This is a genomic window from Saccharospirillum sp. (assembly GCF_039982735.1).
Classification (GTDB): Bacteria; Pseudomonadota; Gammaproteobacteria; order Pseudomonadales; family Natronospirillaceae; genus Saccharospirillum.
In genome coordinates, this window is record NZ_JBDWXV010000001.1 from 1 (window position 1) to 14,121 (window position 14,121).

Genomic DNA, 14,121 nt, shown 5'->3' on the forward strand with positions numbered 1-14,121 from the left:
GTCAGGTTGGTAGCTCATTTTGACAGCCCGGACTTTGAACTCAGTTGAATACTGCCACGTTTTACGTGGATTAGTGTACTTTGCCATAACCACCTCTAGATGTGTTATCTAGAGGTGTCCACTAAAGTGGGTGAAGTTCACCGAACACTGGAGAACGTAGTTAGCTCAGTTACTGCCTGAACTGGAATTAGCTAGGTTAAGTCCCCCCGATACTGGTAATCTGGCATTTTCTATTTGCATGCAATCAAGCGAGTTTGATAGCTTATACAAGTCTGGGTGGCCTAAAAACTAGGCATGGCATAGTAAAATCAAACATGTTTCAAGTTCATGTGGTTAAGGGAATAACGATAATGAAAAATGGCTTATTCAGTGCTCGGCAATTTGCTAAGCAAGTATTTAGGTTCAAGTGCTTCCTATTTCTAATTTTTTTTTCCGTATTCAGCAATGCTGTCTTTGCTGATATTGAAGAAGCCGAGAATGCAATAGAGCAAGGGGACTATCCTGAAGCATTTCGCCTGCTTTCTTCAGAGACTGAACCAAGCGCAAGAGTCAATTATTATCTTGGGTTGCTAACGTACTTAGGGCTAGGTGTTGAACAGGATACTCAGCGTGGCCTAGAATTGCTGGAAATGTCAGGCTCCGCAGGGTTTAAACCGGCGATGATTAAGCTTGTTGAGATATATCGAGAATCTTATCAAGCAGGCAACCCCAGTGAAATACAAATAGCCATTTGGGTTTCGAATTTGGCCAACACGGAGGATCCTTACTGGCAGCGAGAACTTGGAGCACTCTATCGGCTAGGAATAGGAGTTCAGCAAGATGAAACAGCATCATTCTTGATGCTAGTCCAGTCAGCGCTGAATGGTTATGGGCCAGCAATGCTGGATCTGTATCATGCCTACAACCATGGAATTGGTACTGAAATGGACAAAACGCAGGCTTTGAAATGGTTAAGGGGTGCCTCCAGTAAAGGCGTAGAAGGAGCGCAAGAGTTAGTTGAATATGAAAGGGATATTATCAATTATCAAACACTGGTCTCAAAGAGTCCTTTTGTTCCGAAGGTCATCATTAATTACTCTCTAGCCTGTAACCATTGCGTGGATTTCTTTTACAGCGACTTAACTTACTATTTAGACCAGGCCGAGCAAAGTCGTTTGAGCATCATTCTGCGCGAAATGCCGTTTCGCTTGCAAACCAATAGGCCGGATGAATTTGGCGATCCGTTGCCGGATGTAGTAACCCCATCTTACTATATTCACTGCATACGTTCCTTAAAGGGCACTGAAGTCGCAGCAGAGGCATTGGTGGCGCTATCAACAATTGCTAGAGACAATATTTCACCAACACAAGATGGCTCCCATGTTTTTGACTGGCGTTATCTAGGTCACCCTACAGACGGCTCAGCTATAAAGAATTTCCAATCTAAACAAGTGATGTATGAATCGCTACTAAGTGCTTACTCGGTTGATGTTTCAGAATGTAGCCAGCTGCATTATGCAGATTATGTCGAAAATATTGCAAACGTAAATGTAGGCATATCGGCAAATACATTTGAATTCAATGATCAGAGCTATTCTCCCGGCATACTTGAACTGCCTTCGATGTTGGAATCCGAGAGGCTGCGAGTTGATGTTGAGCACTATTTGTCCAACATCTGAAGCAGTCCGATCTGGAAAAGCACACTCAAGTTAGTGGGCTTTAGAGAACTGGGTTGTTCACCACATGGGTCTTCGTCTACTACGTACCCGAGGCTGAGCAATCTAGTACGCCACACCCCTCGAAGGCTGCGGACCTAACATGGACCCCCACACTGGGCGGCTATGAAGGTCCTGCTTTAAATGCTGATTGGCTATGGTCAACAGTGGGTGATGAGATGGGCGCCCTGACCAAACGGCGTCAATGCGCCAATCTGGTTTTGCCAACTCAGTTAATGGAGGGCGCCCGCATGAAGCCTCTCAGTTCGAGAGGCCGACGCTTTCGGCTCTGTTAAAGCCTTATTCTCAGTACGTGCTTTTGGTTGCAGACCGAGCACTCGGTTTGCGCAGGTAGAGCAATATGCCACCCAGCAGCATCACTCCCCAGCCGGGCAAGCTGCCACAACCCCCGCTACTGGTCGCTGATGTCTCATTGATCCGCTCGTAAGCGCCAATATCACAGTTAAATCCGTTCTACTGGCGAGCGGTGCCGCGTTGATCGGTCAACGGGCAGTATTGGTTGTCAGCTGCGTTGTCTGCCAGGCTACCGGAGGACCTAATTGTGTAGACACCCACTGTTACAGTTTGTAATTGTGGTGGGTGTCCGCTGAATCCCTCTGCGTTATTCCGCTTTCCAGAACACGTATTCTCCGGTATAAGCGACCAACACCTTCTTGCCGATATCGTCGGCTCTGCAGCCGGTATTCGGCGCCGCGCCACCATCCAGATTCAAGCGTTGGATGTAGGTTGTGCCTTTCAGCCAGCCGTCTTTTTCAGAAGGGTTGGCTTCGACCAGCTGATAAGGAATGTTGCCATCACCGGCCGGCGCCGTGGCTAGTTGGGTGCCGGTCACCTTACTGCCATCCATGGCCTCCCAGGTTGCAGGAGGGCCGTAATATGAGATTACCGGTTCGCCATCCTCATCGGATAGCACAGCAGCGGGGCCTGCAAAATTCCAGGCTGCGCCCATGTCACTGTCTTTGCAAACCCAGGCTACTGTGCCCTGAGCCATGGTGGTTAGTGCTTTCTGATTGCCGTCAGGTACTGCCACCGCATCCGGTACCATATGACTGCCAGCCATGGCCGTTCCGACCATCAACGACATCGATACTGCAAACGCTCCAGGGGCATTAAATACTGATAGCTTCATGTTAATTTCTCCTTTATTTGCTTCACAGAGACAGTCTCTGTAAGGAGTAAACTCCTGAGTGGTCGGATTGGATGCAGCAAAACTGTAAATTTTTATGCGTGACCGTATGAAAGCTGGGCGCATTTACTTTTATTACTAGCTGGACTAAGTAGACACCCGCCTTTACAGTTTGTAATTGCGATGAGTGTCCAGTTAGTTGGCAAGTAATGCAGCCAGCCGCAAGTAAAGCACCTACATTGCTGCTATATTTAAATCTTCCCGAATAACGCAGGATGAAGCCCCCATTGGAAAGCCAGCTGTTCGACTACATTGCTCAATACATCACCCTCACTGAGGAAGAGCGGAACGCCATTCATGCGTTGAACCTGTTCAGGCGCTACCCGAAAAACACACTGTTGCTAAAGCAGGGGGAGCGATCGAACAAGAGTTACTTTGTACTGAAGGGCTGTCTCCGTTGCTTCTACCTCCTTGAGGGTGAGGAGAAAACGACTGAGTTCTATACCGAGTCGCAATCCCTCTCCCCCGTCTGCGCTGTCAACAACGAGCCATCGGAGTACTACATTGAGTGTGTAGAAGAGTGCATTCTCAGCATCGGCACACCAGATATTGAGAAGGGCGCCTTTGAACAGTTTCCCCGGCTCAAGACACTGTGCTTGAGCATCAGTGAAGAGAAGCTGGCTGATAACCAGGCATCCTATTCCCGTTTTAAAAATTCCACAGCCGAGCAACGGTATCTGCACCTTGTTGAACACCGGGCTGAGCTTATGAACCGAGTGCCTCAACATCAGATCGCAAGTTACCTGGGTGTTCAACCGGAATCGCTGAGCAGAATACGCAAACGGCTGGCAGGTAAAAAAACAGCCTGAGTTTGTCCTTCACGATCAGGTGAGCCGGACGTCAAAATCTAACACCAAGATTCAAACCGGGTTCAAATAGGAAATAGCGGGGCCATTGATCGTCACGCGCTTCGAATGCGTCAGGTACGTGGGTTCGAACAGGCCAACTCGTCGCGGCGATGCTGGGCTCAATGAAAAATCGATCCTGCGACCAAGACCAGTTGTACCCCAGCCGAGCTGCTGTAAAGAGCTGAAAGCCCTGCTGTATTAGTTCCCCTGCTTCGTCGGTATAGAACTGAACCAGCGGTGTCGCATGCAGTTTGACAAACAGTCTGTGGGTAAAAAAGTGCTTGAAGGTCAGCCCGATACCAAGGTCCCGAACCCGACCCGGGTAGTTCTCGCTGGTGTCTCCAAAAGAGTCACCATAGGGAATGCCAAGGGGCGCTTCATAGGTCCATGTAATGAACTCCAACCCGAGGTACTGGTGGTCGTTCAGTTTCCTGGAGAGCTCCAGGTGCCCATACTCTGGTGAGTCGTCGGTAAAATTGGCCAGGGTAAACAACGAAATATTCACTTCGTTGTCAAACCCCTTTGCTATTGCGGTGGGTTGGAGGCAGACAAGTGCTGCGCTGATCAAAACGATCGTGACGTAAGTTGCTAAACTCAGGTTCATGTCAGTGTCCTTGGTGGTCATTCAAGGAGACCATATCCAAGGAGATGAGTGGTTCGCATTGACTTAGGTTAAGTGGCACTCAGCATTGTTAGCTGGCGAACGGGTCTAATAGCAGCCTGACCGTTTCGTACCCCGGGGCGAGCTAATATGGATTGCCATTCTATTGGGCTATAAAGGGCGTTGATTCTATAGCTTAATGCTATTACAGGTGGTGGGTATCCAGGCTGGACTGCTCTGTTAATATCTCTTAGGGGCAAGTCTTGTGGGGCAATCGGAATGGGCCTTTATTGGCGTTACCTGATTGATCAAGGTAGATGTCTTGTTAAGCAGTGGAGACGAGGGACCTGGCAGGTACTCTTTATTCGGTATGGCATAGGTTGGGTATACTCGGTAATAACCCCTTATTATTGGAGAAGAAATGCGATACGTGATCGGAATTTTGCTGCCCGTTTTGGCTCAAGCCCTATTTGTGATGATTGTCATAGCGATGAACACGGGCAATGGCTCCTGGGCTGGCTTAGCGGCATTGCTGCTTGGTATGTTTGCAATACCAGCAACGGGGCTGGCCAATTTTATATATTTGAGATCGCGCAGAGACCGTCCCATCCTATCTGTTATCGTACCTTGTTTCTTAATAGCGTTCGTCATGCCGTTCTTATTAATTATTCTACTAATGGTAGGTTGACCAGGCTCGCTAGAGTTATGAGTAGAGAGCCGAGCGGCTATTTACAGACTCACTGTAGTGGCTCGGTTGTAGAATCAACTGGTCAGTCGAGGGTGCAGCAGTAACAAATGGTAGATATATGGGCCTGCGTGGAATGGACGCCATGCGTTCCTGTGTGTAATTGCATTGGGTATTCAGAGAAGAGCATTTATTCTTATCGCATCGAACCGGCGATGACCTGCAACGAGTACGAGTCATGGCGTGAGCAATCTGACGGCTTCCCGTCCCTGCGGGGTGTTCTTGTTTATAAACACCGTAAACGGAAGCATCGCGAGTTGAACCGACATATGCAGTGCTTCGGGGTTTTGTGCACCTATGGCAACGCCATCTATTCCGACACCCAACACGGCGTCTACGCGCCCTGCTCGAATCATACGATACCCCTGATTTAATGAATCGACTTCAACGATAACCGCGCCCGCCATTTCCATTTCTCTGTGAAAACCGCTGCGCGAATTGGTGCGAATTGTAGCGATTTTCAGGTTACGTAGCGACGTCATGGACGCGTCGTTTGTGAACACGCCATAGCTTACTTCCGAGTTGCTGTATTCTATGACGGCAACGTTTGGTGTTAGGGGTATCGATACGAGTGTTGCTTGCCAGTTATCGCTGTCGACTTGCGAGAAGATACGGGCGGTGGGTCGGTAAACGGGGCTCACTTGAACGCCCTTGGCGGAGGCAAAGTCAGACAGGGCAGACCAGGCGATACCGCCGTCTTCTGCGTTGGCGTCCACAAACAGCGGGAACGACGTTACCAGTACTTCCAGGTTTTGCGCAACGCTTTGGGTACTGGTCGATATGAATAACGCCAGTACACAGCATAACAATGGTCTCATCTGTCCTCCTTGGACCCGTTCAATACAAGTACTGTAGTTGAACAAGGCGCAATGCTTGGCCCAATAACTACGAAACGAAGAGGACAAGTGGTTCTTTATTGTCTACCAATCAAATAAAACTATTGCCAGACAATACCTGATAGGTTCAGGGAAGTGTAATCTTGCCCGGTTTGGTCAGCTCGTCAGGCAAGCCACCTCAGTGTCAATTCCGCACTGGGTACTGTGTAATCACCCATCGTTACAGTGTGTAATTTAAATGGGTATCCATCTGGCCCTGCTAGCCCTTTTGTTGGCAGGGTTTTCCCATCACTCGCATTGTGTCCGGTGTTTTAAACACCAGTTTGAAATAGCTCCCGAGCGCACAGGAGTACAGGTGACGGTAGCCTGCGTTAGCAGTTATGGGTACGCCCAATCCAGTGATGGTTCGTGTCCGAGTTGAAATATGACCTACGTCGCCTAGACTGCGTGAAGCACGAGTAGGCGTTAAAAAGGGAATTGAGTATGCCATGTGAATTGAGCATCACTGCTGCTTTCCGTACGAAGTTGATGAGCGCGCTTTGGCTGGCATTGGCTTCCGTCATACTGTTGTCCGGTTGCGAGCCGAGCGAATCCAACAGCAGTGACACGACAGACGCGTCTGATGACGACAATTCAACGAGTTTGACGAGCGAGGTCACGCTCTCTTCTAACAGTCTGGATTTCGGCACCGTTGCCTCTGGTCTGATGTCCGAGAGAACCGTGTGGGTGACCAATACCGGAACTGAGGAGGTTACCGGCTTTACCGGCGGAATACCCAACAGTGGTCGATATTCCCTTGATCAAACCTGTAGCCCATTGTTACCGGGTGCGAGTTGTGCGCTTACTTACACCTATTCACCGGCCCTGAATGGCCGTAACGATGCTGAGTCCACCCTGGATAGCAGCGCAGGCGCCGTTGTCGTAACGTTAACGGGCGCAGCCGTTGGCTCGCCACTGTGGGTAGATACACAGCAATTGAACTTCGGCCCCCAGGGTGTGGGGAGTATGAGTGATGTTCTGAGTATTACGCTGACTAACCAGGGTAACGAGGTCATTGACTCATTTGCGGGCGGTGGTCCGTCTAATCGTCATTTCACTGGCAGCCAGGATTGTGCAGGAGGATTAGCACCGGGTAACAGTTGCTCGTTCAACTATCGGTTTACACCTGAGAGTGTCGGTGAAATAGAAGGCTTCACCAGTATTTCAACGTCGGTTGGCAGTATTTCACTGGACTTCAGAGGTACCGGTGTTGGGCCTGAATTATGGGTTACTCCCAGAGTTATCGACTTTGGACCGGTCGAAGTTGGAGCCACGCTGACTCGAGAGGTTGCAATTAGCAACGTAGGAGCGGCAGACCTGTCAGATTTTGCAGGGGGCGGTTTTGTAAGCTCAGCTCCGTTCTCGGCCACTCAAAATTGCGCCGGGGGTGTTTTGCCGGATAGTAGTTGCCAGTACCAATTTACCTTTGAACCCACCGAGATCGGCGAGGTTATTGCTACGTCCAACTCGTCAACCAATGCCGGATCCTTTTCCATTGAGGTGAGAGGTGAAGGCGTGCCTGCGGGCAGTCTCCCCACGGAGGGAGCTGACATGCAGGCTTCTCCCCTGGTGTTGGATTTCGGGCCGGTTCCGGTTGGCGATGTAAGCCCAGCGCAGAGCGTGAGCATAGAAAATATGGGGGATGCGATTTTGTCCAACTTCGCCGGCGGCGGAGTCAGCGGAGCAAACTTCAATGGCTTTCAGAACTGTGCGGGTGGCTTAGCACCGGGTAACACCTGTGAATTCACTTATACTTTCCTACCCGATGAGGAAGGCGAGTTTTCCGGTTCTACGTCGATCTCAACCGACGCTGGTACTGTAACCATCGAAATGAGTGGGCGTGGTATCGGGCCTGAACTGCGGGCGTCTCCCTCGGTGTTAAATTTTGGCACAGTGTCTCCGAATAGCACCAGCGACACGCTATCAGTCGTTATCACAAACGTGGGCGCGACTACGTTGAATGACTTCGCCGGTGGAGGTGTCTCTGACAGCAATTTCTCTGGCAGTCAAAACTGCGCAGCGGGGATTGAACCCGGGATGAGCTGTCAGTTTAACTACACCTATTCGCCTTCGTCTCCCGGTTTTCATGAAGCCTCTACGAGTATTTCCACCAACGGTGGCAGTGTATCCATTAGTTTAAGTGGTGGCGCAGTCGGGCCTTAGCACAGTGTTTGATTTCAGGAGTTGACCTGGGTATCCGAAAACAGTGTCTACACTTTCTCCAGGGCTTTCGATGTGCCAATTCGGAGGTGAAGAAACGATCAGCATCATACAGTGGGTTGAGCCTTGAACTTTTTTGATGTGGTTCCTGGGTATTAGTGATTTACTTTGGAACGTTTAGTTTTTTGTTCAATGTATATCTGAATGGGCTTTCAGGGACGAGGTAAGAGGGGCTCTTTAAAGCGCGAACCTGTAAAGGGCGCTTTGCAGGTTACCGATTCCTCGATAGAGGTGAAAGATGACATATTTCAAGAAATCTCAGTCGATTGTCAGGTGCGGCAGGGAATTAAGGCATCTGAGTTTTGCGATTTTGCTCAGCATGCTTTTGGTCAGCTGCGGTAGTGAGGGAGACGAGAACAATAACAGCTCGCAGACAGATGGGGAAGCCGCTGTTTGGGGGGAAAGCAATTGGGGAGAAACCCGGTGGCAGTAGCCATCGTAGCGAATGTTCAGCATTCAAGGAGTTAATATGCCTATACGTATTCTACTGCTGTTTTCCTTTTTTCTAACTACGGTCAGCTTTGCAACCGACCTGACGATTCCACATGAGTTTGTAAGCGGTGAACCTGCACTAGCGTCAGAAGTGAATGAAAACTTTTCGGCCACAGCCTCAGCAGTCAGTGATAATGATGCGCGCCTTGATTCACTGGAAGCCGCTGTTACTGCATTAACGACACGCGTCGATGAGATCGGGCCCAGCGTTGTTGGGTACTCAAAACATTACGCGACGGATCTGATATTCCTTAGAGATGACGGTGTGTTCGTTATTCCCTATACCGGTGAGCCAGGACAACAGAGCGTACCGACCCCCGGTGATGCGGTAGTAGAGGATGTCAATTACGAGTTCACTGCCATCCCGGGCCTGGACACCGTGTCGTTCGAGGTTTCAAACGATAATTCCTTAATTATCTTCCAAGCCAATGGCCGCGCATATAATTCTGAGTTTTCTGCAAAAACAAGTGTGGAGGTCGCTCTGTATATAAATGGGCTAAAGCCTGAAACTGGAGCCAGTCAGCGATTGTCTATTATCGGAGACGACACCCTTTCAGGAGATAGTCATGATTGGAATATATTTTATACGACAGAATTAGACGCAGGTACGCACAACTTTTCGGTCATGGTGAAGGCGTTTAATCAGAATGAAGCAAACGTAGGTATTGACGGACGGTCGACTGAAGGGTTTGAAGGTAGAGTGAAAGTTGACATTATTGAACTTAAGTTACCTGACTAGCGAGGGCAATAAGGACACTCAAGTTAGTGAACTTGAGTGTCCTTATTGGGAGGGCTGCGGGCAAACAAAGGCATTTCGCCTCAGTGTTATCTCACGTTGGCTTTCGCGATAGCAGATGCGCTACCTCGCAGAGCGGTCTGGCTCTGTATCCAGGTATCTTGCTCAATGGCAGAACTAACATGGACATCTATACCAATGATCACACCCCCGTTTCGCTCATTGCCCCCCGGAACGGCTTGCCCGATAAAACCACCAGTACCCCCATCATGATTAACGACACGAGTACAACGGTTGACGAAAATGCCAGAACCGGCTCCAGTGTTTCTGGGGGAACCAGCCCCTGGTACATGAAGAAAAGGCCGCTGAGCATGCCCAGCGTTCCAAGGTGGTGCAGTATGAACTGCCATTGGCTGAGGCTTGTTGCGCTGCCGGGTAACCAGAGTTTGTGGATTATGGCGTAGATGACCGACAGGAGAAAGCCGACCAGCATGATGTGCGCATGAGTCACGTGTTGCACATGGATGTGGCTGGCCGCCATATACAGGCCGAGGCACATTCCGAGTGTGCCGTACACCAGTCCGCTGAGTAGAAAGGATCGGTCAAGCTGTTTCATGTCGTGCTCCTTGTTACGTTTTAAAGGGGTTTTCACCTGATTTTGAGGGCTCTAGGGCAGTAACATTGCTAACCGGAGCCTTGCGCTATACTGACCTAAAGGTCATTGCAGCGCTGGTCAAAACTGGCATTGAGTTTGTGGTAAATGTGCACGGAGGCTTTACAGTGACGACACTGGAGTGGATAAATTCGGCGGATATTCCGTCGAAAGATCGTTTCGATTATGTTCGGGAAGAAATTTGGCTCAAGCGCAATGGTATGGATGTTGCGGTCGCGGCTCCCGAACAGATTGACTTTCAATGCCTTGCGCTGGCTTTGCCCGGCCTGCATGTGCAGCGAGTTGCCATGAGTGCCGCTGAAATCTACCGAACCCGATCTCAGGCCATTCAAAGCCACGATTCCATGGCACTGGTTTCCTGGAATGTTGGTCCGGTACTCATTGAATGCGATGACAGCCAGGCCCGGTTGCAGAAAGGCCAGGCCATGTTGCTGGCCTCTACGGTTCGCAGCCGGTCGGTTATGCCAGCCTCGGAATTCGTTTGCCTCAGCCTGGATACAGAACGGCTCTGGCGCTTGTTACCACGGCCGCCATTGCCCGGCGTCGTGGCATTGGAAACCTCTCCTCTGTTCTGCTTGCTAACACAGTACCTCGGCGGTTTGCTGAACAACGACTCATTGATGCAATGCCTCGAGACCCTGGAGCAGGACATGGTTGCTGCGCAGGTGTTTGAGTTGGCGGCAGCCTGCCTTAGCCGGGGGACGCGAGATTGGCATGAGCGATTCAGCGACGCCATGCACCTGGAGCACTATCAGCTCGCACGCCGGTTGATTGAGCAACGGCTGGCCGAATCGGAATTGACGGTGGCTGACATTGCTAGGCAATTGGGGGTGTCGTTGCGTTATCTGCAAGGGGTGTTTCAGGAGCGCGGAGAGACGTGTCGGGGCGTCATTCGTCGAACTCGGCTAGCGCGTGCTTGTGAACGACTGCACATGGCCGAGTGGCAGTCTGCTTCGATCACCCGCATTGCCCTGTCGGTTGGCTTTTCTGATCACTCACACTTTACCAAATGTTTTAAGCACCAGTTTGGGCTCTCTCCGCGAGAGTTTAGGGAAAGACATAAAGAATGAATAAAAAGAATGAGCAGAGATAAGGACATCCAACTTAGTAAGAATTGACAGTGCTCTTGCGGCACCCACATTTAAAGCCTATTAGCGCATCGCTTTTGATAGCTTAGATTAATGAGCGTGGGCCCAGTTATCGCTTGGCCAGGGCGTCCACCCCATCACCCAAGTAAATGAACTTTAGTGTTCAAGTGGGTTTCCTGACAGATGCCTCAGTCCAGCCATCGTCGGTGAATAGGCTGTCGCCTCCAGGGCCTAGTCTCCATGTGAGCGCCCTGGTCAAATACAGAAAGACCCATCAATGACGCTTTAAAGATACCCGGCCCCTACATCTGTAGGGTTGTCCGGTCGGTCAGCTAAATCTACTGTCTCTCTCCAACTGACGAATGAACCGAAACCTGTTTTTGCCCCCTTTTTGGGGGCTCAGCAGAACCATCTGCCGCATCGGTGCTCTTTTTATTAATAAATGAAGGGTTTGCATCCAAACCCCATGGCTCTTTCGTCACCCAGTAGCCAATACTCATTGCAGAGAGACCAGCATGGAACCCATAAAACGGATTCAAATAAAGAATCTTGTCCAACTCGTGTTTATTTTAAGCGGCAGCATAGCCTTATATGCCTGCAGCTCCGGAGGCAGCAGCACCTCCGATGGCGATAACACGCCGTCAACGGGTTCATTGCCACCCCCATTATTTCAGGAGCTGGAAGATCTGACACTGATCCGGGGGCAGATCGTAGAGGCCGAGCTGTTCAACATTGGTGGTGGAAGCCTTACGAGTTGTCTGTCCGATCTGCCACAGGGCTTTACCGTCTCTGTTTCAGCCAATGGTAATACCTGTGTCATTAATGGCACCGCCATCGAAGCTACCGATTTAGAAAGTGTCCAGATAACGGCCAGGAACAGAGCCGGCGAAGACACCATCACGGTGACCTATCAGGTTGAAGAACCAACAGCCTTTGTGACCACCTGGGATACCGAGCAGGTATCGGGCCTCAGCGCCAACGATGAGATCACTCTACAGACCAACCCAGACCTCGACTACAGCTTCACCGTGGACTGGGGCGATGGTGAGACCGACGAAGGCGTCACCGGGGATATTACGCACCAGTATGTTCAACCCGGCACGTACACAGTCACCATCACCGGGGTGTATCCGGCGCCATACTTTGACTATGACTTTGATGCCTTTGAAGATAACTCCGACGCTACCAAATTGCTCAGTGTTGAGCAGTGGGGTAATCGCTTCTGGTCTTCTATGGAGAACGCCTTTGTCAACGCTGACAACCTGGCGATCAACGATCTGAGCACACCCAGCTTTTCGCAGGTGACCAGCTTTCGCATGATGTTCCTGCTGAACGACGCCTTTGACAGTGATGTCAGTACCTGGGATACCTCGGCTGTGACCGACATGACGTATGCGTTTGCCGGTTCTGTGTTCGATCAGGACGTGAGCAACTGGAGTATTGACAAAGTCACTGACATGACCGGGCTGTTTCTAAAAGGTAGTTTGTCGATCGACAACTACGATCGGTTGTTGCTCAGCTGGTCGCAACAATCGGTTCAACCCAACGTGACTCTCGACGTGTCCTCTCGTTTTAACCCAAGTGCAGAATCCGCCAGATCCACCCTGATTGACCAACATGGCTGGGTTATTAGCGATCTGAACTCGACTGTCGAACTGATTCCAAAGGTCGACGATCAGGCCATTGAGTTTTATACCGGGCAGACCTTCGAGTCCTTTTTGAAAAATAGCGGCGGCGAAATTGATGAGTGCATAGCATCGGGGTTGCCTGAAGGCATAACCGTGTCGCTTTCTGGCAATAGTATGACCTGTAAGCTCAATGGCGTTCCGACAACGGTGGGTTTCTCACAATCCGTCGTTACGGCGACAAACAGCTTTGGTGAAGACAGCGCGATCATCGATTTTACCATCGCTCAGGAAACGCCTTATGTCACCACATGGAAGACCGACAATCAGGGTTCAAGTGAGAATGACCAGATCACACTGAGTACATCTGATGGTACTACCTACAACTTCACCGTAGATTGGGGTGATGGTTCAATTGATGACAATGTCTCGGAGACAATCACGCACACTTACAGCACACCTGGCACCTACACCTTGTCGATAACTGGAGATTACCCGCGCCCATCCAACAGCGACAGTAAGAAGTTACTGACCGTCGAACAATGGGGCCAACGGTCTTGGGAATCCATGGACTATGCTTTCTTTAATACCGACAATCTGGAAATACTCGCCACTGATAACCCAGACCTGTCACGCGTAGACTCCATGGAAGGGATGTTCAGAAATGCCAAAAACTTTAACAGCGATATTTCAACCTGGGATGTTTCTAGCGTGACAAGTTTTAATGAAACGTTTATGGGAGCTAACGCGTTTAACCAGCCGATTGGTCTGTGGGACGTCAGCAGTGCAACCAACATGCGAAAAATGTTCCAAAACGCGAGTGCCTTTAACCAGGATATCGGTGATTGGGATGTTTCCAGCGTCATCAACATGAGAACCCTGTTTTTCTTGGCAGGGCAGTTTAATCAGGACATTGGTGACTGGGATGTCTCCAAAGTTCGGGATATGAATGCGGTGTTTAAAAATTCGTCATTCAACCAAGACATCAGTCAATGGAATATAAAGAGTGCGCAAATTGCCACCAATTTTTTTGAAAACAATAATGATTTCTCAACCGAAAACTATGACAAGCTGCTCATCGCCTGGAGCCAGAACCCGGATCTGGTGGAAGACCTGGAAATTGAGTTTGGCGCGGTTCAGTTTTCCGCTGACAGTAAAGTGGCCCGTGATATCCTGATAAATGACTTCAATTGGAGCATTAATGATGGGGGTGAACTGCCGAACTGACCGGATATTGAGTCACCATGAAAGAGACAGTTCAGTGAGCTGAGCTCTCTCAGCATACGTTTACATAAGAGCTCGTTAGAGCTCTCCCAG

Annotated in this window: 11 protein-coding genes; 7 read left to right on the plus strand and 4 right to left on the minus strand. The window is 50.0% G+C overall.

Going from position 1 to position 14,121, the window contains the following annotated elements; genetic code table 11:
- Nucleotides 1-350: 350 nt before the first annotated feature.
- Nucleotides 351-1,658, plus strand: coding sequence for a tetratricopeptide repeat protein (locus ABJT94_RS00005; RefSeq protein ID WP_348476722.1), 1,308 nt, complete (start codon nt 351-353; stop codon nt 1,656-1,658).
- A gap of 658 nt (nt 1,659-2,316) precedes the next feature.
- Here ABJT94_RS00005 and ABJT94_RS00010 read toward each other — a convergent pair.
- Entirely contained in the window at nt 2,317-2,844 is a 528-nt protein-coding gene (locus ABJT94_RS00010) for a DUF3455 domain-containing protein (protein WP_348476723.1), read from the minus strand.
- Nucleotides 2,845-3,116: 272 nt separating this feature from the next.
- Between ABJT94_RS00010 and ABJT94_RS00015 the strand changes: the two genes are divergently transcribed.
- Nucleotides 3,117-3,710 carry a Crp/Fnr family transcriptional regulator gene (locus ABJT94_RS00015; RefSeq protein WP_348476724.1) on the plus strand — a complete coding sequence of 198 codons (594 nt, stop codon included), beginning with the start codon at nt 3,117-3,119 and terminating at the stop codon, nt 3,708-3,710.
- A gap of 31 nt (nt 3,711-3,741) precedes the next feature.
- Here the strand turns inward: ABJT94_RS00015 and ABJT94_RS00020 are convergent, their stop codons facing one another.
- The gene (locus tag ABJT94_RS00020; RefSeq protein WP_348476725.1) at nt 3,742-4,353 is read right to left on the minus strand and encodes a hypothetical protein; all 612 of its coding nucleotides are present in this window, start codon (nt 4,351-4,353) and stop codon (nt 3,742-3,744) included.
- A 418-nt stretch (nt 4,354-4,771) separates the two neighbouring features.
- Between ABJT94_RS00020 and ABJT94_RS00025 the strand changes: the two genes are divergently transcribed.
- Nucleotides 4,772-5,038 carry a hypothetical protein gene (locus tag ABJT94_RS00025; protein ID WP_348483121.1) on the plus strand — a complete coding sequence of 89 codons (267 nt, stop codon included), beginning with the start codon at nt 4,772-4,774 and terminating at the stop codon, nt 5,036-5,038.
- 233 nt (nt 5,039-5,271) lie between these two features.
- Here ABJT94_RS00025 and ABJT94_RS00030 read toward each other — a convergent pair whose 3' ends face one another.
- The gene (locus tag ABJT94_RS00030) at nt 5,272-5,913 is read right to left on the minus strand and encodes a transporter substrate-binding domain-containing protein (RefSeq protein WP_348476726.1); all 642 of its coding nucleotides are present in this window, start codon (nt 5,911-5,913) and stop codon (nt 5,272-5,274) included.
- A 501-nt stretch (nt 5,914-6,414) separates the two neighbouring features.
- Between ABJT94_RS00030 and ABJT94_RS00035 the strand changes: the two genes are divergently transcribed.
- Together ABJT94_RS00035 and ABJT94_RS00040 are read left to right on the plus strand one after the other, a co-directional pair.
- Nucleotides 6,415-8,133, plus strand: coding sequence for a choice-of-anchor D domain-containing protein (locus tag ABJT94_RS00035; protein WP_348476727.1), 1,719 nt, complete (start codon nt 6,415-6,417; stop codon nt 8,131-8,133).
- Between the two features lie 526 nt (nt 8,134-8,659).
- Complete coding sequence (locus tag ABJT94_RS00040) at nt 8,660-9,421, plus strand: hypothetical protein (RefSeq protein WP_348476728.1); 762 nt, start codon at nt 8,660-8,662, stop codon at nt 9,419-9,421.
- Nucleotides 9,422-9,620: 199 nt separating this feature from the next.
- On the opposite strand, the gene ABJT94_RS00045 is transcribed toward ABJT94_RS00040, so the two are convergent.
- Entirely contained in the window at nt 9,621-10,034 is a 414-nt protein-coding gene (locus ABJT94_RS00045) for a TonB-dependent receptor (protein WP_348476729.1), read from the minus strand.
- Between the two features lie 164 nt (nt 10,035-10,198).
- Between ABJT94_RS00045 and ABJT94_RS00050 the strand changes: the two genes are divergently transcribed.
- Both ABJT94_RS00050 and ABJT94_RS00055 read left to right on the plus strand, forming a co-directional pair.
- A complete protein-coding gene (locus ABJT94_RS00050; RefSeq protein ID WP_348476730.1) occupies nt 10,199-11,161 on the plus strand; it encodes a helix-turn-helix domain-containing protein in 963 nt (320 codons plus the stop codon).
- 533 nt (nt 11,162-11,694) lie between these two features.
- Nucleotides 11,695-14,031: a BspA family leucine-rich repeat surface protein gene (locus tag ABJT94_RS00055; RefSeq protein WP_348476731.1), complete on the plus strand. Its 2,337-nt coding sequence runs from the start codon at nt 11,695-11,697 to the stop codon at nt 14,029-14,031.
- Nucleotides 14,032-14,121: the final 90 nt, after the last annotated feature.

What these genes read in the sequence shown, in the direction of transcription:
- ABJT94_RS00005 (WP_348476722.1), top strand. Translation starts at nt 351, where the DNA reads ATGAAAAATGGCTTATTCAGTGCTCGGCAATTTGCTAAGCAAGTATTT.
- ABJT94_RS00025 (WP_348483121.1), top strand. Translation starts at nt 4,772, where the DNA reads ATGCGATACGTGATCGGAATTTTGCTGCCCGTTTTGGCTCAAGCCCTA.
- ABJT94_RS00055 (WP_348476731.1), top strand. Translation starts at nt 11,695, where the DNA reads ATGGAACCCATAAAACGGATTCAAATAAAGAATCTTGTCCAACTCGTG.
- ABJT94_RS00030 (WP_348476726.1), bottom strand. Translation starts at nt 5,913, where the DNA reads ATGAGACCATTGTTATGCTGTGTACTGGCGTTATTCATATCGACCAGT.
- ABJT94_RS00035 (WP_348476727.1), top strand. Translation starts at nt 6,415, where the DNA reads ATGCCATGTGAATTGAGCATCACTGCTGCTTTCCGTACGAAGTTGATG.
- ABJT94_RS00015 (WP_348476724.1), top strand. Translation starts at nt 3,117, where the DNA reads ATGAAGCCCCCATTGGAAAGCCAGCTGTTCGACTACATTGCTCAATAC.
- ABJT94_RS00040 (WP_348476728.1), top strand. Translation starts at nt 8,660, where the DNA reads ATGCCTATACGTATTCTACTGCTGTTTTCCTTTTTTCTAACTACGGTC.
- ABJT94_RS00010 (WP_348476723.1), bottom strand. Translation starts at nt 2,844, where the DNA reads ATGAAGCTATCAGTATTTAATGCCCCTGGAGCGTTTGCAGTATCGATG.
- ABJT94_RS00045 (WP_348476729.1), bottom strand. Translation starts at nt 10,034, where the DNA reads ATGAAACAGCTTGACCGATCCTTTCTACTCAGCGGACTGGTGTACGGC.
- ABJT94_RS00020 (WP_348476725.1), bottom strand. Translation starts at nt 4,353, where the DNA reads ATGAACCTGAGTTTAGCAACTTACGTCACGATCGTTTTGATCAGCGCA.